This is a genomic window from Pseudarthrobacter sp. MOO13 (assembly GCF_058267655.1).
In genome coordinates, this window is the sequence record NZ_CM177848.1 from 2,822,953 (window position 1) to 2,845,483 (window position 22,531).

At 67.7% G+C, this 22,531-nt stretch carries 16 protein-coding genes and 1 tRNA gene; 6 read left to right on the forward strand and 11 right to left on the reverse strand.

The features are described from left to right. Positions 1–26 precede the first annotated feature (26 nt). The 3 genes from AC4EEO_RS12915 to AC4EEO_RS12925 form a co-directional block, all read right to left on the reverse strand. Complete coding sequence (locus AC4EEO_RS12915; protein ID WP_018762958.1) at positions 27–1,007, reverse strand: ribose-phosphate diphosphokinase; 981 nt, start codon at positions 1,005–1,007, stop codon at positions 27–29. Between the two features lie 2 nt (positions 1,008–1,009). Further along, positions 1,010–2,488, reverse strand: coding sequence for a bifunctional UDP-N-acetylglucosamine diphosphorylase/glucosamine-1-phosphate N-acetyltransferase GlmU (gene glmU, locus AC4EEO_RS12920; protein ID WP_133832156.1), 1,479 nt, complete (start codon positions 2,486–2,488; stop codon positions 1,010–1,012). A 103-nt stretch (positions 2,489–2,591) separates the two neighbouring features. Beyond that, positions 2,592–2,663: transfer RNA gene (locus AC4EEO_RS12925), tRNA-Gln, on the reverse strand. Between the two features lie 134 nt (positions 2,664–2,797). Here AC4EEO_RS12925 and AC4EEO_RS12930 point away from each other — a divergent pair. Next, positions 2,798–3,424 (forward strand): TetR/AcrR family transcriptional regulator, encoded by a 627-nt coding sequence (locus AC4EEO_RS12930; protein ID WP_109863436.1) that lies wholly within the window; start codon positions 2,798–2,800, stop codon positions 3,422–3,424. 171 nt (positions 3,425–3,595) lie between these two features. Here the strand turns inward: AC4EEO_RS12930 and AC4EEO_RS12935 are convergent, their stop codons facing one another. The 5 genes from AC4EEO_RS12935 to AC4EEO_RS12955 form a co-directional block, all read right to left on the reverse strand. After that, on the reverse strand, positions 3,596–5,428 hold the full coding sequence (locus AC4EEO_RS12935) for an ABC-F family ATP-binding cassette domain-containing protein (protein ID WP_491338987.1): 1,833 nt from the start codon (positions 5,426–5,428) through the stop codon (positions 3,596–3,598). 35 nt (positions 5,429–5,463) lie between these two features. Then, positions 5,464–6,426 carry a 4-(cytidine 5'-diphospho)-2-C-methyl-D-erythritol kinase gene (locus AC4EEO_RS12940; protein WP_109863438.1) on the reverse strand — a complete coding sequence of 321 codons (963 nt, stop codon included), beginning with the start codon at positions 6,424–6,426 and terminating at the stop codon, positions 5,464–5,466. Beyond that, positions 6,423–7,295 carry a 16S rRNA (adenine(1518)-N(6)/adenine(1519)-N(6))-dimethyltransferase RsmA gene (gene rsmA, locus AC4EEO_RS12945; RefSeq protein ID WP_491338988.1) on the reverse strand — a complete coding sequence of 291 codons (873 nt, stop codon included), beginning with the start codon at positions 7,293–7,295 and terminating at the stop codon, positions 6,423–6,425. The genes AC4EEO_RS12940 and rsmA overlap by 4 nt, the downstream gene beginning before the upstream one ends. A 109-nt stretch (positions 7,296–7,404) precedes the next feature. Next, positions 7,405–8,571, reverse strand: a complete 1,167-nt coding sequence (locus tag AC4EEO_RS12950) for a resuscitation-promoting factor (protein ID WP_018762952.1) — start codon at positions 8,569–8,571, stop codon at positions 7,405–7,407. A 280-nt stretch (positions 8,572–8,851) separates the two neighbouring features. Beyond that, complete coding sequence (locus AC4EEO_RS12955; RefSeq protein ID WP_026264927.1) at positions 8,852–9,754, reverse strand: TatD family hydrolase; 903 nt, start codon at positions 9,752–9,754, stop codon at positions 8,852–8,854. A gap of 163 nt (positions 9,755–9,917) precedes the next feature. Between AC4EEO_RS12955 and AC4EEO_RS12960 the strand changes: the two genes are divergently transcribed. The 3 genes from AC4EEO_RS12960 to AC4EEO_RS12970 are packed head-to-tail and all read left to right on the forward strand — an operon-like array spanning position 9,918 to position 15,031. Further along, positions 9,918–11,018 carry an AAA family ATPase gene (locus tag AC4EEO_RS12960; RefSeq protein WP_461841432.1) on the forward strand — a complete coding sequence of 367 codons (1,101 nt, stop codon included), beginning with the start codon at positions 9,918–9,920 and terminating at the stop codon, positions 11,016–11,018. Positions 11,019–11,027: 9 nt separating this feature from the next. Further along, positions 11,028–12,491 carry a DUF58 domain-containing protein gene (locus AC4EEO_RS12965; protein WP_491338989.1) on the forward strand — a complete coding sequence of 488 codons (1,464 nt, stop codon included), beginning with the start codon at positions 11,028–11,030 and terminating at the stop codon, positions 12,489–12,491. Beyond that, positions 12,488–15,031, forward strand: coding sequence for a transglutaminase TgpA family protein (locus AC4EEO_RS12970; RefSeq protein WP_491338990.1), 2,544 nt, complete (start codon positions 12,488–12,490; stop codon positions 15,029–15,031). The genes AC4EEO_RS12965 and AC4EEO_RS12970 overlap by 4 nt, the downstream gene beginning before the upstream one ends. Before the next feature lie 61 nt (positions 15,032–15,092). On the opposite strand, the gene AC4EEO_RS12975 is transcribed toward AC4EEO_RS12970, so the two are convergent. Both AC4EEO_RS12975 and rsmI read right to left on the reverse strand, forming a co-directional pair. After that, positions 15,093–16,592, reverse strand: coding sequence for an NAD-dependent succinate-semialdehyde dehydrogenase (locus AC4EEO_RS12975; RefSeq protein WP_109863442.1), 1,500 nt, complete (start codon positions 16,590–16,592; stop codon positions 15,093–15,095). A gap of 183 nt (positions 16,593–16,775) precedes the next feature. After that, a complete protein-coding gene (gene rsmI / locus AC4EEO_RS12980) occupies positions 16,776–17,651 on the reverse strand; it encodes a 16S rRNA (cytidine(1402)-2'-O)-methyltransferase (RefSeq protein ID WP_018762946.1) in 876 nt (291 codons plus the stop codon). Between the two features lie 45 nt (positions 17,652–17,696). Between rsmI and AC4EEO_RS12985 the strand changes: the two genes are divergently transcribed. Next, positions 17,697–19,421 (forward strand): dolichyl-phosphate-mannose--protein mannosyltransferase, encoded by a 1,725-nt coding sequence (locus AC4EEO_RS12985; protein WP_491329585.1) that lies wholly within the window; start codon positions 17,697–17,699, stop codon positions 19,419–19,421. 67 nt (positions 19,422–19,488) lie between these two features. Beyond that, entirely contained in the window at positions 19,489–21,318 is a 1,830-nt protein-coding gene (locus AC4EEO_RS12990) for an AMP-dependent synthetase/ligase (protein ID WP_491338991.1), read from the forward strand. On the opposite strand, the gene AC4EEO_RS12995 is transcribed toward AC4EEO_RS12990, so the two are convergent. Then, positions 21,309–22,421, reverse strand: coding sequence for a TIGR01906 family membrane protein (locus tag AC4EEO_RS12995; protein WP_491338992.1), 1,113 nt, complete (start codon positions 22,419–22,421; stop codon positions 21,309–21,311). The genes AC4EEO_RS12990 and AC4EEO_RS12995 overlap by 10 nt on opposite strands. Positions 22,422–22,531: the final 110 nt, after the last annotated feature.

Genomic DNA, 22,531 nt, shown 5'->3' on the forward strand with positions numbered 1-22,531 from the left:
CGGGTTCCGGCAGGCTCAACCGGCTGCTAGGCCTTGCCGTCGAAGAGGCTGGTGACGGAACCGTCGTCGAATACTTCGCGGATGGCGCGGGCGATCAGGGGTGCGATGGACAGCACCGTCAGCTGCGGGAACCGCTGCGAGGCGGTCAGCGGCAGGGTGTTGGTGACCACCACTTCGCGGGCACCGGATTCGGAGAGGCGGCGGGCGGCCGGCTCGGAGAAGACGGCGTGCGTGGCCGCGATGATGACGTCCTTGGCCCCGGCGTTCTTCAGCACGGTCACGGCCCCGGAGATGGTTCCGCCGGTGTCGATCATGTCATCGATCAGCACGCAGGTGCGGCCCTCGATCTGGCCCACCACCGTCTTGGAGACAGCCTGGTTGGGGACTGTGAGGTCCCGGCTCTTGTGCACGAAGGCGAGGGGTGCCCCGCCCAGGCGTTCGGCCCACTGTTCGGCCACGCGGACGCGGCCGGTGTCCGGGGAGACAACGGTGATGTTTTCGGCGTCCACCCGGGTGCGGATGTAGTCGGCCAGCAGCGGGATGGCCATCAAGTGGTCCACCGGGCCGTCGAAGAAGCCCTGGATCTGGGAGGTGTGCAGGTCAACGCTCATGATGCGGTCCGCGCCGGCAGTCTTGTAGAGGTCTGCCACGAGTCGGGCGGAGATGGGCTCGCGGCCGCGGCCCTTCTTGTCCTGCCGCGCATAGGGGTAGAACGGTGAAACCACGGTGATGCGCTTGGCGGAAGCCCGCTTCAGCGAATCGATCATGATCAGCTGTTCCATCAGGTGGTTGTTCAGCGGTGCCGGGTGGGCCTGGATCACGAAGGCATCGGTGCCGCGGACGCTTTCACCGGCGCGGACGTAGATTTCGCCGTTGGCGAAGTCGTAGGCATCGACGGGCAGCAGGTCAGTGCCGAGTTCCTTGGCGATTTCCCGGGCCAGCTCCGGATGGGCCCGCCCGGTGGCGAGCACCAGCTTCTTTTCGCCGTGCGCCGTAATTTCGCTCATTCTTACTTGCCCTCTTCTGTAGATGCCGGGGTACTGGAGGAGTTCTGGGTGGCCGCCTGGGCCAGTTCGGCGGAGCGGGTTCCCGGACGGTTCGCGGGGACCCAGCCTTCGGCGTTGCGCTGGGCAGCGACGCTTAGTGCGAGCGCGCCTGCGGGTACGTCCTTGCGGATCACCGCGCCGGCGCCGCTGTAGGCACCGTCCCCCACGGTGACCGGGGCAACAAAGACCGTGTTGGAGCCGGTACGCACGCCCGAGCCGATCACCGTGCGGTGCTTCTTCTCGCCGTCGTAGTTTGCCGTGATGTTTCCACAGCCGATGTTGGTGTCTTCGCCGATTTCGGCGTCGCCTGCGTAGCCCAAGTGGGACAGCTTGGAGCCGCGGCCGATGGTGACGTTCTTGGTTTCGTAGAACGCACCGATCTTGCCCTTTTCACCAAGCACGGTGCCTGGCCGCAGGTAGGTGAAGGGGCCGACGGCGGCGCGCGGCCCGATCACCGAGCCGGAACCGTGGGTGCGGACCACCGTTGCGCCCTCGCCCACCGTGACGTCGGTCAGCGTGGTGTCGGGGCCGACGACGGCGTCCCGGGCCACGGTGGTGGCGCCGTGCAGTTGGGTGTTGGGCAGCAGCCGGACGTCCTCGTCCAGGGTGACCGATGCGTCGATCCACGTAGTGGCCGGGTCCACCACGGTGACGCCTGCGCGCATCCATCCCTCGACGGTGCGGCGGTTCAGTTCGGCGCCGAGGGCGGCCAGTTGGACGCGGTCGTTCGCGCCTTCCACCTGCCAGCGGTCGGCGGTGACGACGGCGGCAACCCGGCCGCCGGCGGCACGCGCCAGGGACAGGACGTCGGTGAGGTATTTCTCGCCCTGGGCGTTGTCGGTGGTGACCTTGCCAAGGGCGTCCCGGAGCACGGCTGCGTCGAAGGCGTAGATACCGGAGTTGACCTCGCGGATCAGCCGCTCGGCCTCGGATGAATCCTTGTGCTCGCGGATGCCCGTGACGGAACCGTCCTCCCCCCGGAGGATGCGGCCGTAACCGGTGGCGTCGTCGAGGACGGCGGTGAGGACGGTGACCGCGTTGCCGTCACGCTCGTGGGTGGCCACGAGTTCGCCCAGGAGTTCCCCGGAGAGCAGCGGAACATCGCCGTAGGTGACCACAACGGTACCGGCCAGGCCTTGTTCCGCGTGGAGTGCCTCGAGGGCGGCTTCCACGGCGCGGCCGGTGCCCGGCACGTCGTCCTGGTCCACGATGACGGCGTCGGGATCCAGTGCCGATACATGCCCGGCAACCAGGTCACGTTCGTGGCGCACCACGATGGCGAGCCGCTGCGGGTTGATGCTGCGGGCCGCCCGGAGGGCGTGGCCCACCAGGGAGAGGCCGCCGATTTCGTGGAGGATCTTGGGTGTACGCGACTTCATCCGGGTACCGGCGCCTGCTGCCAGAACGATGACAGCGGCCGGGCCGGCATTCTCGGGGATCACGTACGGGCTCTCCTTGCTAGGTTGTGCTGGCGCATTGGGGTGTCCGGCGTCCATGTCCGCCCGGCACCGGGTGCCATCCTACTGAACGCTCCTCGCACAGCAGTTCCGCCCATAGGATTCGAACCTATACTCCACGGCTCCAAAGGCCGGGGTGCTGCCGTTACACCAGAGCGGACCGTGCCGGAGGACTCAAGGCCCGGGCACAAGTCCCTATTTTGCCATGGGTTCGGGGCACCGCGCGACACCGGCCGGTTCTCCCCTGCCTGCCGGGCGGAATCGGGCCCGTGGCCGGTGGGGCATGATGGGATTGTGAGCAACAACCTGCCGCGGATGCGGATGACCGGCCTGCAGCGGCGTAGCCAGTTGATCGACGTCGGCCGGGCGCTTTTTGCCGTCCGGGGGCTCGACGGGACCACCATTGAGGAGATCGCCGCCAGCGCGGGCGTGTCCAAGCCGGTCATCTACGAGCACTTCGGATCCAAGGAAGGGTTGTACACGCAGGTGGTGGAGTGCGAGTTCCACATCCTGCTGGACGCCATCAATAGCGCCCTCACCGAGGAAGCCAAACCCCGGGTCCTCGTCGAACGCGCCGCCCTGGCCCTGCTGACCTACATCGAGGAGCGCACCGAGGGCTTCCGGATCCTCATGCGCGACGCTCCCCCGTCCCAGCCCGAGGGCGCCTTCTCCACCCTGCTCTCCCAGGTCACCGCCCGCGTGGAACACATCCTCTCCGACGAATTCTCGCGCCGCGGCTTCAGCGGCGAGGATGGCGCCATGTACGCCCAGATGCTGGTTGGCATGGTGGCCATGACCGGCCAGTGGTGGCAGGACAGCCGCCAGCCCGACAAGCAAACCGTCGCTGCGCACCTGGTCAACCTCGCCTGGAACGGCCTCACCGGCCTGAAGAAGGACCCGGAACTGCAGTCTGAGGCGTAAGCCCAGGCCGCCTTCGCCGTGGTCACTTACGCGGCGCAGGGGCCCTCCGCCGTCGCTTAGACACGCCGCATAGGTGACGTTCCGGTCGCTGGGCGACCTCCACGCCACGATGCGCCGCGATGCGCGACTACACGAAGGCCCCCAGCTCCGCTCTTGCCCGCGTCGCCTTTGTCAGTCCCCCAGGAGTTCTGAGGACTCCAGCCATTCCATTTCCAGGGCGTCCTTTTCGTCCGTGAGGTTCTTGAGCTGTTTGTTCTGGTCCGCGAGCTTGTCGAAATCGCCGGCCTCGGTGGTCTTCAGCATCAGGTCGTGAAGCTTCTTTTCCTCTTGATCGAGCTTCTTGATTTGCCGTTCGATCCGGTTGAGGGCCTTGCGGGCCTCCCGCTTCTCCGCCTCGGAGGGGCCTGTGCCGGTGGCTGGGGCCGCGGGGCCCTGGCCCGCGCTGGTGACGGGGTTGCCGCCGCCGGACACCGTGGAGCCGGCGAGGGCGGCCTCCCGCAGCTCAAGGTACTGGTCCACGCCGCCGGGCAGGCCGCGGAGCTTGCCGTCGCCCAGGAGGGCCATCTGGTGGTCGGTAACGCGCTCGAGCAGGTAGCGGTCGTGGCTCACCACCACCAGCGTGCCGGGCCAGCCGTCCAGGACGTCCTCCACGGCGGCGAGGGTGTCGGTATCAAGGTCGTTTGTGGGCTCGTCGAGCATCAGGACGTTGGGCTCCCCCACCAGCAGCCTCAGCAACTGCAGCCGCCGCCGTTCGCCGCCGGAGAGGTCCTTGACCGGGGTCCACTGCTTCTGGTTGGTGAACCCGAGCTGCTCCACCAGTTGCCCGGCGGTGAACTCCTTGCCCCCCACGTTGAAGGAACGCTTTTCCCGCTCGATCACCTCGATGACGCGCAAGTCCGCGACGTCGTCGAGCTCCTTGACCTCCTGCGTGAGAACCGCGGTGACCACGGTCTTCCCCCGCTTCAGCTTCCCGGCGTCGGGCGTGATCTCACCGTTGAGCAGCTTCAGAAGGGTGGTCTTGCCGGCGCCGTTGACACCCACCAGCCCCAGCCGCTCTCCCGGGGCCAGGCGCAGGGTGATGTTGTCGAACAGCTTGCGGCCGTCGTCGCCGCCGCGGAAGTTCAGGGAGATGTTTTCCAGGTCCAGGACGTCCTTGCCCTGGCGGGCAGTGGCCATTTTGTTCAACGCCATGGAGTCGCGGGGCTCGGGGACATCGGCGATCAGGGCGTTGGCGGCCTCGATCCGGAACTTCGGTTTCGAGGTCCGGGCCGGGGCGCCGCGGCGAAGCCAGGCCAGTTCCTTCTTGACCAGCTGCTGGCGCTTGCCTTCGACCACGGAGGCCATCCGGTCACGCTCGGCACGGGCCAGGACGTACGCCGCGTATCCACCTTCGAAGGGGTCCACGATGCCGTCGTGCACTTCCCAGGTCTTGTTGCAGACTTCATCGAGGAACCAGCGGTCGTGGGTGACCACCAGGAAGGCGCCCTGGTTGGCCCGCCAGCGGGTCTTCAGGTGCCGGGCAAGCCAGGCAACTCCTTCGACATCGAGGTGGTTGGTGGGTTCGTCGAGCATGATGACGTCGTGGTCCTCGATCAGGAGCTTTGCCAGGGCCACCCGCCGCTTCTGGCCGCCGGAGAGGGCGTGCACGTTGGCATGCCAGTCGACGTCGGACACCAGCCCGCCCATGATCTCGCGGATTTGCGGGTTGCGCGCCCATTCGTAATCCGCCTGGTCGCCCACGATCGCGGCGCCGACGGTCAGGTCGCCGTCGAGCACGTCGCTTTGGTCCAGGTACCCCACGTTGACGTCGCCGCGCTTGGTGACGCGGCCGGAGTCGGGCGTGGAACGCAGTGCCAGCAGGCGCATCAGGGTGGACTTGCCGTCGCCGTTCCGGCCCACCATGCCGATCCGGTCGCCTTCCTCAAGGCCCAGGGTGATGCCGTCCAGGACGGTGCGGGTCGCGTAGGAAACTGTGAGGTTCTCGCCGCCAAGAAGGTGTGCCAAAAGGAACTGCTTTCTGCTGCCGAAATATAAGGGGTCTAGAGATGTGTGTCGGAGATGATGCGCGCGCCGTGGACGGGGCCGTGCACGTGAAGGGCCGCCAGTCCCTGGTGCCGCAGGTCCTCGGCCAGTGCTTCGGCCGCCACGGGATCGTCGGCGAGCAAGGCCACGGTGGGGCCGGAACCTGAAACGATCCCAGCGATCGCGCCGTGGGATTCGCCGATACCCAGCGTATCGCGCAATGCAGGGGCCAAGGAGATGGCGGCACGCTGCAGGTCGTTGACCAGGACACGGCTCAGGGATTCGGCGTCGCCGCTGCGCAGGGCCGCCACAATGTGCGGGTCGACGCCGGTGGGCTCGTCCGCGGTGATGCCTTCGGCGTCCCGCAGCCTGTCCAGGGTGCGGTACACCTCCGGGGTGGACAGTCCGTAGTCTGCCGCCACCAGCACCCAGTGGGTTTGCGCCTTGGCCAGGGCCGGGGACAGCTTGTCGCCCAGGCCAAGGCCCACGGCCGTGCCGCCAAGCAGCGAGAAGGGGACGTCCGCGCCCAGTTCCGCGGCAAGGTGGGCCAATTCTTCGCGGGAGAGTCCGCTGTTCCACAGGGCGTCGCAGGCCAGGAGCGTGGCGGCGGCGTCGGCTGACCCGCCGCCCATGCCGCCGGCGACCGGGACGCGTTTGGTGATTTCCAGGTGTACGCCGGTGGCGTGCTCGGAGACGTCAGCCATGATAGCGGCTGCCTTGTAGGCCAGGTTGTTGCTGTCCAGGGGAATGTCGACGGCGTCGAGGTCCAGGGTGCTTTCGGGGCTGAGGCTGAGCGTGATTCCCGGCGTCGCGGTGCTGGTGGCGGCAACTTCCTCGTAGAGGGATACCGCGAGGTAGACGCTGGCAACGGAGTGGTAGCCGTCCCGGCGGAGCGGGCCCACCGCCAGGGATACGTTGACCTTGCCGGGTGCTTTGACCCGGACCGTCCTGGCCGCGAAGCGTCCTGCCGGGGCGTTCACAACCGTGATTCCTTGGCTTCGGCGATCCTGGCGAAGGCTTGGATATCGATGACCTCGCCACGGGCAGTGGGGTCCACGCCGGCAGCCACGAGGCAGCGCTCCGCTTCCGGCGCTCCGCCTGCCCAGCCGGCGAGGGCTGCCCGCAGCGTCTTGCGGCGCTGCGCGAACGCGGCGTCCACCACGGCAAACACTTGCTCACGGGTGGCAGTGGTGGCCGGCGGCTCGCGGCGGGTGAAGGCCACCAGGCCGGAGTGGATTTTGGGGGCGGGCCAAAAGACGTTCATGCCGATGACGCCTGCCTTGCGCATCCGGCTGTACCACGCCGCCTTGACCGACGGCACCCCGTAGGTCTTGGACCCCGGGCCCGCGGCCAGCCGGTCCGCTACTTCGTCCTGCACCATCACCAGCCCGTGCCGCAGGCTTGGGAAATGCTGCAGCAGGTGCAGTACCACCGGAACCGCCACGTTGTAGGGCAGGTTGGCCACCAGTGCGGTGGGTTGGACCGGCAGTTCGGTGACTTTCATGGCGTCGTCGTTGACCAGGTGGAACGCGTTGGCGGCGGCAGGGCGCCATGCCTTGACGGTTTCCGGAAGCTTCGCGGCCAGGACGGGGTCGATTTCGACGGCGACAACGGCCGCCGCCGCATCGAGCAGCCCCAAGGTCAGGGAGCCGAGGCCCGGGCCTACCTCGAGGACGGTTTCATCCGGCCCCACTCCGGCGGCGGAGACGATCCGCCGGATGGTGTTGCCGTCGATAACGAAGTTCTGGCCCAAGGTTTTAGTCGGCCTGATCCCGATTTCCTCTGCCAGCCGGCGGATGTCGGAGGCACCGAACAACGGTGCGGGCACGGCAGGGATGGGTTCAGTCACCTAGGTATCCTATCCCGCGCGGCAGCTCCGCCCTGTCGGCTTAACGACAGTGGCCGGGCCCGGATATCCGGGCCCGGCCACGCTGTGGGCGTCGTGTTCGTCCGCTGAATCAGCTGCTGGCTGCCCAGCCGCAACCCCACGGTGAGAGCCCGCGCTGGGCGTAGACGCGGTTGGCGATGTCGATTTGCTGCGCCTTGGTGGCGAGGCTGGCGTTCGGGGCGTACGCGCCGCCGCCTGCTCCGATCCAGGTGCGGATGTCAAACTGGAGGCCGCCGTAGTAGCCGTTGCCGCTGTTGATGCTCCAGTTTCCGCTGGATTCACACTGGGCGATCTTGTCCCACATGGCTTCGTTCATCATGGCCGGCGCCGCTGCCCCGGTGTTGGCGGCTGCTGCCGCGGGCGCCGCCTGGACGGCGGGCTTGGCCTTGGTGCCCACGGTGACCTTTTCGGTTACGGGCTGCACCGCCACGTTCTCGGACACGAGGGTGCGCGACGCTTCCCGGCCGTCAACGAGGACCAGCTTGAAGGTGCGCTCGATCTTTCCGGCCGCCCCGGCCTGGGTCACCTGCTTGTCACCCTTGAGCATGTCGGCGCTCTCGGCGGTGACCGTGTCGAAGGGCACGTCTTCGCTGGTAACGGCAGTCTTGCTGGTGTCCACCCGGGAGACCTTGATGACCATGTTGTTCACCACGTTGGCGTTGGCCGGCTGGGAGGAGCGGTCGCTGGCGCCGAGGGTGACACCGGAATCCTCAAGGACCTTGCCTACGGTTGCGGCAGTGGTGGTGGCGGTGTTCACCTTGCCATCGGCCACGATGCTGACGGTCTTGGGTGTGGAGATGGAGACGTAGGAGCCGGCCAGTGCGAGCGTGGCATCCTTGGGCGCCGAGACGGCCGATGCGCTGGCAACGCCGAGCTCGCTGACGAGGCCTTCCACGTCCTGGGCGGTGGTGTTGACGGTCTTTTCGGCCCCGTCAAGGCTGACCTTGACCTCTTTGGCCTGGTTGACGTTGATGACGGTGCCGTTTTGCACGGATGAATCCAAGGACGGCGATACGCGGTCGCCGGGCTTGAGGTCCAGGTTGGCACTCTTGACCACCTGCGCCACTGTTCCACCAAAGGACTGCACGGACGAGGCTTTGCCGTCCACGTTGAGCGTGATTGTTTTGTTATTGCCCACGAAAGCCACGAGGCCCGCGACGAGGCCGCAGAGCACCAGAAGTTGGGCGCCAACCTTGATATAGCTGAACTTGCCGTCCGTTGTGAAGAACTTGATCACGATTGCCCGTAACTCTAGGTCCATCCGGGCACGGGGAATCGCGCAAGGGAATGCCCGGAACAACCTCAAATAGACCGTCCGGGCATCGATGCACCGCCACACTCCGCGCAGCGGCATGGCCGGGAACTGACGTGCCCGGAGCGGCTGCGAATGGAGCGAAATTATCCGTTGGCCTTCCCCGACCCCGGCTAATAGTTGTCCACTGTAACCGTAGCGTTATAAAGCGACCAACATTTTTGCATACCAGGTATTGCCCAGGATCACGGGACGGGGTGGGATTTCAGGTCCAGGATCCGTATGCCCGCACGGTATTTTCACTGATGGTGTTGCACAGCCCGGCGAGGTCGGAGCCTGTCAATTCTGCCATGGCCCGGACCGTGTACGGGACCATGTAGCTGGCATTTGGCCGCCCCCGGTGCGGATGCGGGGTCAGGAACGGCGCATCTGTTTCCACCATGATGAGTTGGCGGTCGGCGACGGCGAGCGCGGCCCGAAGATTCGCGGCGTTCTTGAAGGTCAGGGTCCCGGCGAAGGACATCCACCAGCCCTGGTCGTTGCAGGTCCTGGCAAGCTCCTCGTCGCCGGAGAAGCAGTGGAACACCACCCTCCCCGGGGCGCCTTCCTCCCTCAGCACCCGCACCACGTCGCCGTGTGCGTCCCGGTCGTGGATCTGGAGGGTGAGGTCCAGGCGCTTGGCGATGTCGATGTGGCGCCGGAACGAGTGCTCCTGGTGGCGCAGTCCTTCGCCTTCCGTGCGGTAGAAGTCCAGCCCCGTCTCGCCGATCGCGCGGATCCGCGGATGCGCCGCGAGGCGTTCGATCTCTGCCAGGGCCGCCTCAAGTTCGCCCCTGGCGGCATAGTGCGGAGCATCGTTGGGATGGAGGGCCACGGCGCCCAGGAGACGGTGGTCCTGGTCCACGGCTTCCACCGTGAACCGCGACGACGCCAGGTCGCAGCCCACCTGGACCGCTCCCTGGACCCCCACGGCCGCTGCGGCATCAAGCGCGGCCTTGATTCCCACCGGCGCCGTTCCATCAGGAAAGTCCAGGTGGGTGTGGTTGTCCATCACGGGTACAGGCAACGGTTCAGGCGCGGGCGGATACTGCTTGCGGGGCGGAGCTTCCGGGTCCAAGGGGCCTGTGTCAGGTGCCCGATAGGCGGCGGGAGTCAGCGGATTGCACATCCACCCAGCCTATCCGCCGAAAGCGGTGGCATATTTGCCGGAACTCTCTGTCAGGCACGGCAGTTGTGTTAGTAGTCTGGAACGAACACACGCGCACGCCCACCGACGGGCGAAGGCAGGCTTGCTGTCCCGTCCAGGTGAAACCCGGGCTGAAAGGTTGCCGATGGAACCCCACCGACGCACTGCCAACAATGGGAGCGCACCGAATCTTAACCTGGCCGGCGTCGCGGATGCCGTCAGCCGGCTGAACGGGCACCGGGCCGCCGCCATGGACCCGGAGTCGTTCCATGAAGCGGCCCAACGCATCCTTACCACCGTCAACACGGTGATCGACGGCAAATCGGATGCCGCCAAGCTGGCGCTGACTGTCCTGCTCGCACAGGGCCACCTGCTGCTGGAGGACGTGCCCGGCGTCGGAAAAACCCTCCTCGCCAAGACGCTCGCCCGGACCATCGACTGCACCGTCAACCGCATCCAGTTCACCCCCGACCTGCTGCCCTCGGACGTCACCGGGGTGTCCATTTACAACCAGGCCTCCCGGCTCTTTGAATTCCGGCCCGGCGCCGTGTTCGCGAACATCGTGATCGGCGATGAAATCAACCGCGCCTCCGCCAAGACCCAGTCCGCCCTGCTGGAATGCATGGAGGAGCACCAGGTGACGGTGGACGGCAACACGTACAGGCTCGATGAACCCTTCATGGTGGTGGCCACCCAGAATCCCATCGAGATGGAAGGGACGTACCCCCTGCCCGAGGCCCAGCGGGACCGCTTCATGGCCAGGATCTCCATGGGCTATCCGGACAAGGAAGCCGAGATCGAAATGCTTGAGACCCACCAGGCGGTATCGCCGCTGGCCGCCGTCAGCCCGGTGGTGACGGCATCTGACGTGGCGGCGATGACCACCACCGTCCAGCAGGTCTTCGTGTCCGAAGCCGTGAAGGAATACACGGTGTCACTGGGCCGCGCCACCCGGGAAAGTCCGCTGCTCCGCTTGGGGGCGAGCCCCCGTTCCATGCTCCAGCTGCTGCGTGCGGCCAAAGCCACGGCTGCGTTGGACGGAAGGGATTTTGTCCTGCCGGACGATGTCGCAGGCGTCGCCGAGGCCGTGCTGGCGCACCGGATCATCGTCGAGCGCAAGGCTGCCGGCGCTGGCGAAAACCCGCACAGCGTCCTGCAGGGAATCCTCTCGCGCCTGCCCGTTCCGCAGGCGCCCCCGGGCCAGGCGACGCGGCCCGCGGCGGCGGCCGGCGGCAGGAACCGCTAGGGGCGGACCATGGCGTTCCTGGACAAGCTTCCCCGGCACCTGTTCACCAGGCGTGGCTGGGGCATGCTTGCCGCCGGGGCGTTCGCACTGGCCGCCGCGCAGGTCATGGGGCGCCGGGACCTGTTAACGCTGGCGCTGCTGCTGTTGGTGCTGCCGCTGGTGTCCCTGGCAGGAATCCGGCTGGTGAAACCGAAATTCCGGGTGTACCGCGAGTTCAATCCCTCACCCGTGGAAACATCCGCGCCAACCATCGTCCAATTGGCGGTGGGCAGGACGGGCCCGGGAACCGGCCAGGTGATCATGGAGGAGCGCCTGCCCTCGCACTTCGGCCAGGCGCCGGCTTTCCGGTTTCCTTCCCGTTCCGCAACTGGCGGCACCAGCCGCTACGAATACCACTTGACGTCCGGCTACCGCGGCTTGTTCCGGATCGGGCCGGTCACGGCGGAGTTCACCGACCCGTTCGGACTGTCGCTGCACCGCCAGGCCATCGACGACGGCGACATCCTCACCGTGACGCCGGCCGCCGTCGTGCTGCCTGCCACGGCGCTGGACGGAGCGCGGGGCAACGACGGCGTCACCGCCACGCGCACCCGCGCAAATCCGAGCGACGACGACGTCATGACTCGCGAATACCGGCACGGGGATCCCATGCGCAGGGTCCACTGGGCCGCCACGGCGAGGCACGGCGAGCTCATGGTCCGCCAGGAGGAATCCGTCACCACGCCGGAAGCCACCATCATCCTGGATCACCGCTCCGCTGCCTTCGGCGGCGCCTCCGGGATGACGATGCCAGGGCTGCCGGGGCGACACGGGCACGGACTGGCCACCAGCGAGACATTTGAATGGTCGGTCGTCGCCGCCATGTCCGTCAGCGCCCACTTGGCTGAACGCAACTACAGCCTCCGGATCCTCGATGCCGGCGGCAACCCGGCTTTCCTGCATTCACCGTCGTCCCCGGAACCTGGGGCCGACGAGTTCAGTGGCACCTCCGGGCTGCAGTCCATAGCCGAGAGCCTCGCCGCGGTCCATCTGTCCGGGCCATCCCACACTCGGCGGGACACTGCGGCCCGGGACGCCCCGGGCCGGAGCAGCCGGCGCCGGGCCGCCGGCGGAGGGCAGCCTCCGGGCGCGGACCAGGAGCCACCGGCCTTTGACGACCACCTGATGGACAAACTGGGCGCACACAGGATGCGCGGACCGTTGATCGCCGTGCTGGGAAGGATCAGTGCCGAGGAGGCGACGGCGTTAGCACCGGCCGCAGCCTACGGAACCAACGCATTCGCCCTCCTGGCCGTGGACAAGCCGGCTGACTTCCACGGCGTGTTGGACGTGCTGCGGCAGAACGGCTGGCGCGCTGCCGCCGTGACGCCGCGTACCGCTCTGGCGGCGGCCTGGGGACAGTTCGACGAAGACCCTGCCGTGCCCGTGGCCCCTGCGTCCGAGGTCCGCCGTGGAGCAGGAGTAGCCACATGACAATGGCACCAGCCCGGCCTTCAGGCATCGGGAATGAAGCCCGCAACCAGCCCGAACCGCCGGCCCGGCGTCCGCAGGCCGGCGCTTATCCGTGGGCCATGGCGTTGGCGATTTCGGTGGCTGTCTGCGGGGCGGCCTTGTCGCTGAACGGCGTCCTTCGGGGCTGGAACTGGTTCTGGCCCGTCCTGACCACCGTGCTGACGGTCAGCGTGGCCCTGGCGGCCCTGCGTTCGGTCCGAGCCCAGCCCCTCCTGGTCACGGCAGGCGGATTCATCTCACTGGCTGCCGTCCTCACGCTGACGTTCTTCCGCGGCTCAAGTTTCCTGTGGGTTATTCCGACCGGCGCCACGCTCCCCGACCTTGACCGGTTGATGCGGCGGGCCAGCGAAACCGTCCTGTCGGAGACAGCGCCGGTGGCTCCCAACGCCGGAATCGTGATGGTGGTCTGTGCGGTGCTGGGCCTCGCCGTCATCCTGGTCGACGCCCTGGCCGTGCCCCTCCGCATGCCCGCCGCCTCAGGGGTGGGCCTGCTGGCGCTGCTGGTGGTTCCCGCCATGATCAAGCCCCAGAGCGTGGGCGTGTGGAGCTTCGCTGCCACGGCGGCCGGGTACCTGCTGATCCTGGCCTGCAGCCAGCGGTTTGCCCCGGACGGACGGCTCCAGTCCGGCGCGCCCCGCAGCCCCGGCCTGGCAAGGCGGGCAGCCTTGACCGGAGCCGCGGCCATGGTGGCCACCCTGCTGCTGCCCCTGGCGATTCCCGGTTTCGACCAAGGCACGTTCCCGCAGGGGTCCAGGCTCAACCCGTGGGGCGGCGCCACCGGCCTGAACCCGATGATCACGCTGGGCAGCAGCCTGCGCGCACCGGACGGGAGCGGTCGGATCACCTATGCCACGAATTCCCCCACGCCGCTCTACCTGCGTTCTGTCACCGTGGACAATTTCGACGGCGACTCGTGGGGTCCGGATGACCGCACCGCGTCCCGGGCCCCGCTGGACGGGCGGATCGATCCCGGTTACGCAGTCCTCGCGGACGAGCAGGTGCGCCTGGTCACCGCCGTCGACACCGGTTCCTTCACCAGCCCCTACCTGCCGGTCCCGTATGCGCCCGAAACCATCCGGGGCCTCGGCGGCGAGTGGACCTGGGACCCCGCCACCCTGAGCGTCAAGGGCACCGACACCACCACCCGGCGCCAGGAGTACGTCGTGACGTCGACCGAGCCAAAGCTCTCGGCCGCGCTCCTCGCCCAAGCGTCCGGCCCCGTCCGGGGAATCCCTGACGATTTCAGCCGGATTCCGGGAAATGTCCCGGACATCGTCAAGTCCACCGCCAAGACGGTGGCCGGCACTGCGGGGACGCCGTACCAGAAAGCGATGGCCCTCCAGAGATACCTGCGCTCGTCCGAGTTCACCTATTCCCTCCAGTCCCCGGTCCAGGGCGGCTATGACGGGAACGGGCTCTCTGTCCTGGCGGATTTCCTGCAGCAAAAGAGCGGATACTGCATCCACTACGCCTCCGCCATGGCCGTGATGGCGCGGCTGGAAGGAATCCCCAGCAGGATTGCCGTGGGATATGCCCCGGGCCGGTTGACCGGGGCGACCATAACCGTGGCCGGGCAGGGTGCGCTCCCGGAATACGAAGCGGACGCCCGTGACGCCCACGCGTGGCCCGAGCTGTACTTCCAGGGCCTGGGCTGGGTGCCGTTCGAACCTACGCCGTCGCGGGGCGTGGTCCCGGACTACGCCACCGACGCGCCGGTGCCCGCCGTCCCGGATACCCTGGGCAACAATGACGGCCTCGTCCCTGACGCTGCCCCGGCGTCCTCCGCTACCCCGAGCGCCACGGCCTGGCCGCTCCCCGGCGGGACGGGCGGTGGCGAGGGCGGTTCGGCCGGCGTGTTGCCGTGGCTCCTCGGGACCGCAGGCGTGCTGGGCGCCTTGCTCCTGGCAGCCGCGCCGCACCTGGTCCGTTCCGGGACCAGGACGCGCCGGTTGAATCCGAGGTCCCCGGGCCAGGCCGTCCCGTTGGCGTGGAACGAGCTGACGGACCTTGGCATCGATTACGGCGTTCGAGCCGCACCCAGCGAGACTCCACGGGCGTATTCCGCCAGGTTCCGGCAAACACTGCTGGGTGAACCCGGCGGGTTGGACCATGAAGCGCACCAGGCCGTGGCGTTCCTGACATCCGCCTTCGAGCACCACCGGTATGGCCGGCCGGACAACAGCTCCCCGGCAACCAGCCTGCGGGGTCACCCTGCCGGCCAGGACATCCAGGCCGGGGTCACCGCGCTCGTGGACGCCCTCCGGCAGAACGCCACCCTGCCGCGCCGCCTGCGGGCGGAGTGGCTTCCGCCGTCCGTCATCCGCCGCTTGGGCCTGCTGCTGGGCTTGCCGTTCCGGGCAGCCGGCAGCGGCATCCGGAAAGCCGCCCGTGCGGCCGCCCATTCCCGAAAGAGCCGTGCCGCCGCAACGTCCGGGGCACCGGTGGCGGGGCGTCGGGAAGCAGCGGCGGACGACGGCGTTCGCGGGCGGGGCAGGGGCTGAACGCAAAAGTGCCGGCCGGGAAGGATCCCGGCCGGCACGTGCGTCATTGGAACCGCCGAAGCTATCCCGCGTAGGGGTCGGCGATGCCGATGTACTGGGTGTAGAGGTACTCCTCGATGCCTTCGAGTCCGCCTTCGCGTCCCAGGCCGGACTGCTTGACGCCGCCGAACGGTGCGGCAGCGTTGGAGATCACGCCGGCGTTCAAGCCGAGCATGCCCGTCTCGAGCCGCTCACCCATCCGGAGGCCGCGGTTCAGGTCCTTGGTGAAGACGTAGGCCACCAGGCCGTACTCGGTGTTGTTGGCCAGCCGCACGGCCTCGTCCTCGGTGGAGAAGGTGATGATCGGGGCGACGGGCCCGAAGATCTCCTCCGAGAGGATACGGGTGCCTTCGGAGACGCCGGACAGGATGGTGGGCTGGTAGAAGTAGCCCGGGCCCTCGACCGGTGCCCCGCCCAGCACCGCCTTGGCGCCGGAGGCGACGGCGTCGGAGACCAGTTCGTGGACCTTGTCCCGGCTCTTGGCATCGATCAGCGGGCCCACCTTGGACTCGGGTTCGGTGCCGCGGGCGGTGGTCATGTCCTTCATCTTCGCCGCGAACTTCTCGGCGAATTCGGCGGCCACGGATTCGTGCACGATGAACCGGTTGGCTGCGGTGCAGGCCTCACCCATGTTGCGCAGCTTTGCCAGCATCGCACCGGTAACGGCCGCGTCCAGGTCCGCGTCCTCGAAAACCAGGAACGGGGCGTTCCCACCCAGTTCCATGGAGGTGCGCAGCACAGTTCCGGAGGCGTCGGAGAGCAGCCGGCGGCCCACCTCGGTGGAACCGGTGAAGGAGAGCTTACGCAGCCGGGAGTCCTTGATCAGGGCCCCGGTGGTCTCTCCGGCCGTGGAGGTGGGGATGAGGTTCAGGACCCCGGCGGGCAGGCCGGCCTCCTGCATGACGGCGGCGAACAGCTGGGACGTCAGCGGCGTCAGGTTGGCGGACTTCAGCACCATGGTGCAGCCTGCGGCCACCGCCGGGGCGATCTTGCGGGTGGCCATGGCCAGCGGGAAGTTCCACGGAGTGATCAGCAGGCAGGGGCCTACCGGCTTCTTGGTCACCAGCAGCCGGGACTTGCCGTCAGGGGAGACCGAGTACCGGCCGAAGGCCCGGACGGCTTCTTCGGAGAACCAGCGCAGGAATTCGGCTCCGTAGGTGACTTCACCGCGGGCTTCTGCCAGCGGCTTGCCCATCTCCAGGGTCATCAGCAGCGCAAAGTCCTCGGCCCGTTCGGTGACCAGCTCGAAAGCGCGGCGGAGGATTTCACCGCGTTCACGCGGGGGCACCTTGGCCCAGGATTCCTGAGCCGCAGCGGCAGCGTCCAAGGCCGCAGCGGCATCGTCCGCGCCGGCGTCGGCAATGCTCAGCAGCACCTTGCCGGTGGCGGGATCCTCTACGTCGAACGTCTTGCCTGAGGCGGCGTCGCGCCACTCACCGTTGATAAGCAGCCCGGTGGGAACAGAGGCCAAAAGCCGGGTTTCGCGCTCGGCGGTAACGGCCGGCTGTGCAGTGACAGTCACGATGACTCCCTCGTCAGTAGGGTTTCTGGCAGCCCCGCGCCGCGGCCGGAGTGACCGGGATCATTGGGCTGATTAACAGCCAGACTACTGCGGGCCCCTCCCCCGGTCTACGCCGTTGCGCACTGCCACATCGGCCCCACGCTGTGCATCTGCACAGATTCGAAGGCATGCCGGGAGAGGCTGCTACCGGGCGGCGAGCACTGCCGAGTAGAGCTCGCGCTTGCTGACCCGGACGTCCTCGGCCACGGCGGCAACCGCTTCCTTCAACCTGATGCCTTGGGCCACCAGCTCGTTGACGGCGGCCACATGGTCCTCCGGCTTGCCCGCCGCCTGTTCCGGAGCCCCGCCGAGGACAACGGCGATCTCGCCGCGGACCTCGTTCTCTTCGGCCCACTGGAGCAGTTCGCCGGTGGTTCCCCGGATCACTTCCTCGTACGTCTTGGTCAGTTCCCGGCACACCGCGATGGGCCGGTCCGGACCGAACCGTTCGCGCAGCGCCCGGAGCATGGATTCGAGGCGGTGCGGAGCTTCGAAGAACACCATGGTGCGGCGTTCCGCGGCGAGGTCGGCCAGGCGCGACGCGCGTTCGCCGGCCTTACGTGGGAGGAAACCTTCAAAGCAGAACCTGTCCGTGGGCAGGCCGGACAGGGCCAGTGCCGTGAGGACCGCGGAGGGACCCGGGACGGCGGTGACTGGAAGCCCGGCCGCGATGGCGCCCTCCACCAGCCGGAAGCCGGGGTCCGAGACGGCCGGCATGCCTGCGTCGGTCACCATGACCAGCGTGCTGCCAGCCCGCACCTGGTCAAGGAGCTCTGCCGTCCTGGTCGCCTCATTGTGTTCGTGGTAGCTGATGACGCGGCCGGACACTTCCACGCCCAGGCTCTGGACCAGGCGGTGCAAGCGCCGGGTGTCCTCTGCCGCCACGATGTCGGCGGTACCCAGCAGTTCCACGAGCCGGGCAGAGGCATCACCGGTATTCCCGATCGGGGTGGCGGCAAGGACGATCCGTCCCGTCGTTGACGGGCCTGGATCAGGAAGGGGGCTGGGGTTCGGGTCCACCCGTCAAGCCTACTGCTGCCGGGTCTTCCAGCCGCAAAAGGTAGCATGGGGCTCGTGACGCAGACCTCGACGCGGCCGGCCGGCGCCGGTGAACCCACCCCGCCGCCCTCCCCGGCCGCAGCCGCGGTAACTGCTACGGAGCGCGGGGAACACGCCCTTCGGTGGGTCAGCCGGCCGGAGGAGGCGTTCACCGTCCAGGCCCTGACGGCACGGCTCCTGGGCGCACACGCATCCTGGCGGGACCACCCGGCGTCCCTGCGACTGTGGTTCATCCTGGTTCCGGTCCTGACGGCGCTCATCGGCGGGGTCCTCCGGTTCGTGCGGCTCGAGGTACCGCACAAGCTGGTCTTCGACGAGACCTACTACGTCAAGGACGCCTACTCCTACCTCATCAGCGGCTATGAGCGCAGCTGGCCGGACAAAGCCAACGACTCGTTCAATACCGGCAATCCGGACGTCCTGCTGAATACGCCCGAATACGTGGTGCACCCGCCGGTGGGCAAGTGGATGATCGCGGCAGGTATGTGGCTCTTCGGGCCGGAGAATCCGTTCGGCTGGCGCTTCGCCGCGGCGCTCACGGGAACCCTCACGGTGTTGCTCGTCTCGCTGATCGCCTTGAAACTGTTCCGTTCGCTTCCGCTGGCGGGCGCGGCCGGACTGCTCCTCGCCGTCGACGGCCACCACCTTGTCATGTCCCGCACATCGTTGCTGGACGTCTTCCTGGCGTTCTGGATCCTTGCAGCATTCGGCGCCCTGCTCATGGACCGGGACGACGGGCGCCGCCGGCTGGCGGCCCGGCTGGCGCGGATTGCTGCCGCGCACGGCGGACAGCCGCCGGGCGGGGCACTGCTGGCCGGGCCATGGCTTGGCGTCCGCTGGTGGCGGATCGCCGCCGGGATCTGCCTTGGCCTGGCAGTGGGCACCAAGTGGTCCGGCCTCTTCTTCCTCGCAGGGTTCGGCATCCTCACGGTGCTGTGGGACCTGAACGCACGCCGGGTCGCGGGCATCCGCGGCTGGATCAGTGGCGGTGTCATCCGGGACGGCATTCCGGCCTTCGGCGCGTTGGTACCCGTTGCCGGCATCGTCTACTCGGCCACGTGGACGGGCTGGTTCCTCTCGGACAACGCCTACTTCCGCCATTGGGCCGAGAGCAACCCTTCCACCGAATGGGGCTGGCTCCCGGACTCCGTCAGGTCCCTCATCCACTACCACCTCGAAGCGTACAAGTTCCATCAGGGCCTGAGCTCCGAGCACCCGTACCAGGCGAGTCCCTGGAGCTGGCTGGTGATGGGACGGCCGACGTCGTTCTTCTATGAATCCCCGCCACAGGGCACCCCGGGCTGCACTGTGGAAAAATGCACCTCGGCCATCCTGTCTGTGGGCAACCCCCTGATCTGGTGGGCGGCGGCCATCTCGCTGGTGGTCCTGCTGTTCTGGTGGGCGGGCCGCCGGGACTGGCGCGCGGGCGCAGTACTGGCGGGCGTGGCAGCCGGATACCTGCCGTGGTTCATGTACCCCGAGCGCACCATGTTCTACTTCTACGCGGTGTCCTTTGAGCCGTTCCTGATCCTTGCCCTGGTGTATTGCCTGGGCTTGGTGCTGGGCCGCGCCACGGACCCGCCCTGGCGGCGGCGCTCGGGCCTGTACCTGGTGGCGCTCTACCTGGCCGCCGCAATCCTGCTGTCGGCGTTCTTCTACCCGATCTGGACCGCCGAGGTCATCCCCTATGTCGACTGGAAAGTCCGAATGTGGATGCCGTCCTGGATCTAGGGCAGGATGGCACTAGAGACCTGTTGGAGCCGCCGCCGCGGCGTGGCAGCGGAAACGGAGACCTGCTGTGAGAGAAGCGAGCACGGAACTGCTGGTTGAGCTTGATGCCAACAGCAACGTGACTGACCTGCTGCTGGAGCAGCATGCCGCAAACCCCGCCCACGCGCTGTACCGGCGCAAGGGCCCAAACGGTTGGGTGGACGTTTCGGCGCAGAAGTTCCTCCAGGACGTCAGCGCGCTGGCCAAGGGGCTCATCGCCGGCGGCCTTGAACCCGGCGACACGGTGGCAGTGATGGCCCGCACCTCCTACGAGTGGACCCTGGTGGATTTCGCCATCTGGTTCGCCGGCGGCGTTACGGTGCCGATCTACGAAACGTCATCCGCCAGCCAGGTGGAGTGGATCATCCAGGACGCAGGGGTCCGCCGCGTGTTCGCCGGCGACCGTGCGACGGTGCAGCTCGTGGCCGGAGTCCTGGCAGGTTCCGACGTCCTCAGGGACCGCCTGGTCAACGTGGTGCGGATGGATTACGACGGCGAGGCCCCGGACCTTGCCAGCCTTGCCGCGGCCGGTACCGGCGTCAGCGACACCGAGCTGGAAAGGCAGCGCAGCCATGCCGGCCTGGCCGATCTCGCGTCCCTGGTGTACACGTCGGGCACCACCGGCAAGCCCAAAGGATGTGAGATCACGCATGGGAACTTCGCGCTGGTGGCCAAGAACATCGTCGCTTTCCTGCCGGAAATCCTGCAGCAAGGCCAGCCTCGCACACTGATGTTCCTTCCGTTGGCCCATGTGCTGGCCCGGGCCGTGCAGGTGGTGTGCCTCACCGCAGGGGCAACCCTGGGGCACACCCCGGGCGCGGCGCAGCTGCTGGAGGACTTGGGTTCGTTCCGGCCGACGTTCCTTTTGGTGGTGCCGCGGATCTTCGAGAAGGTCCGGGCAACGGCGGCCCATAAGGCCGCGGTTGCGGGCAAGGGCCGGCTGTTCGACGCGGCCTCGGCGGCAGCAATCGAATACTCAAAGGAGCAAGACCGGCAGAACCGGGGCGAGGGACCGGGCCCTGGCCTGCTCAACCGCGTGCGGCACGGACTGTTTGACCGGCTGGTCTATCCCCGGCTGCGGCAGGCGCTGGGCGGCGAGGTGGGATACACGGTGTCGGGGGCCAGTCCCCTGGCTTTGGAGGACGCACACTTCTTCCGGGGCGTGGGCATTCCCGTCCTGGAAGGCTACGGGCTGACCGAAACCACGGCACCGTGCACGGCCAACACGCCGACCCGCACCAAGGTGGGAACGGTGGGGATCCCCGTTCCCGGTACCACCATCCGGGTGGCCGAAGACGGAGAGATCCTGGTCAAGGGAATTGGCGTCTTCCGTGGCTATCACGCAAACCCGGCCGCGAACGCGGAGGCGTTCGTGGATGGTTTCTTCCGGACCGGGGACCTTGGTGTGCTGGATAAGGACGGTTTCCTCACCGTCACCGGCCGGAAAAAGGACCTGCTGGTCACCGCGGGCGGCAAGAATGTGGCGCCTGGCCCGCTGGAAGAGAAGATCCGGACCCATCAGCTGGTGGGGCATGCGGTGCTGGTGGGAGACGGGAAGCCGTTCGTGTCCGCTTTGCTTACCCTTGACCCGGAAGGCGTGGCCAACTGGCGGGAGGAGCGTGGCCTCCCGCCGCTCCCCCTCAGCGAGGCAACCAGCGATCCCCAGGTCCTCGCCGCCGTCCAGGAAGCGGTGGACCTGGCCAACCAGCTGGTGTCCAAAGCCGAGTCAGTGCGCACCTTTACGCTTCTCAACACCGAGTTCACGGTGGAGTCAGGACACCTGACGCCATCACTGAAACTCAAGCGGGCCGCCGTGGTCCAGCAGTATGAGGCGGAGATCGCCAGGATTTACGGCTGATCCGCCGGCACCGGCTTTTCGGCGTCCGTGTCCTCCCGGACAATACCGCGCCGGCGACGCGTGGGCCAGGTGAGCACCAGCGTGATGATGGATGCCAGGAGCACCATGCCGCCGATGCCGATGCCGGCGTCGATCCAGAACTGGCTCGGGAACAGCCGGATCAGGGTGTCATCCAGGGTGAAGGTCCAGGACCCGTCGGCAAAGAAGATCCGGTGGAATTCGGTGAAGAACTGCTGCCAGCCCAAGGCTGCCAGCGTGCCCAGGCCCAGGATCAGGACGAGGGTAATGATCGAACCGGCGAAGAGGGCGCGCCGGATTCCGCCGGTGCTGCGCCTGCGCAGGTACACGAGGGCGATCAGGGCGAGGATGAGCAGCGCGGTGCCGGCGCCGAAGGTGGAGAGGATGACCGTCTTGACGTCAGCCATGTGGCTGACCTCGCCGTCCTTGAAGAGCTTTTCGCCGCCGCGCTGCACCAGGTCTCCCAGGTACCGCGGGCCGGCCCAGTTACTTAGGTAGTCAACGGCGTAGGAGCCGTAGGTCATCCTGTCGTCAGTGCTGAAGCCGTATCCGTCGCCGGGGAAACCGGGACGGTTGTATTCCACCCAGAGGAAGAGCGGGCTGGTCACTGCCCGGACGGCCAGGATGAGGAGGATGAAGGGGTAGATGACGGCCAGCAGGACCTGCATGACGCGGGGGGCAACCGGCTTGGCGTTCGCGGCGCTTTCGCGCTGGGCGTTGCGGCGCTCCACTTCTTCCTCGGGCGGCCGGACGTGCAGGGCGGAGGTGGGAAGCGATTCCTTGAAGACCGGGCCGGCTGAGCCGCGCGGCTCCTTAACGGATGTCCCGGCCGCCGCCTGCGAGGACCCGTCGGCCGAAGATCCCGTGCCGGAGGAGCCGACGGCGGATTCCGCCGCCCGGCGGCCCGCCCTGCTGTCCGCCTGCGGTGCTTTGGTTTCCTGTACAGCGTCTTCCCGGCCGGAAGTCTTACCACCGGCAGGTGTCAGCCAGGAAAACGCGGGCTCGTCGGAATCCCCGGAGGTGTCCAGGATCGGTTCCGGCTGCGGCGCTTCGCTTTTGGCGCGGGCCGGTGTTTCGTCGTTCACAGCAGCGTCACTTCCGTCAGGTTCCGCACCGGTCCAAGTCTGCCGGCGCGATTCATTCTGCCCTCGAGCCTACCGTCCGGAACTTCGGCTGGGCGAGGAACCACCCCGTC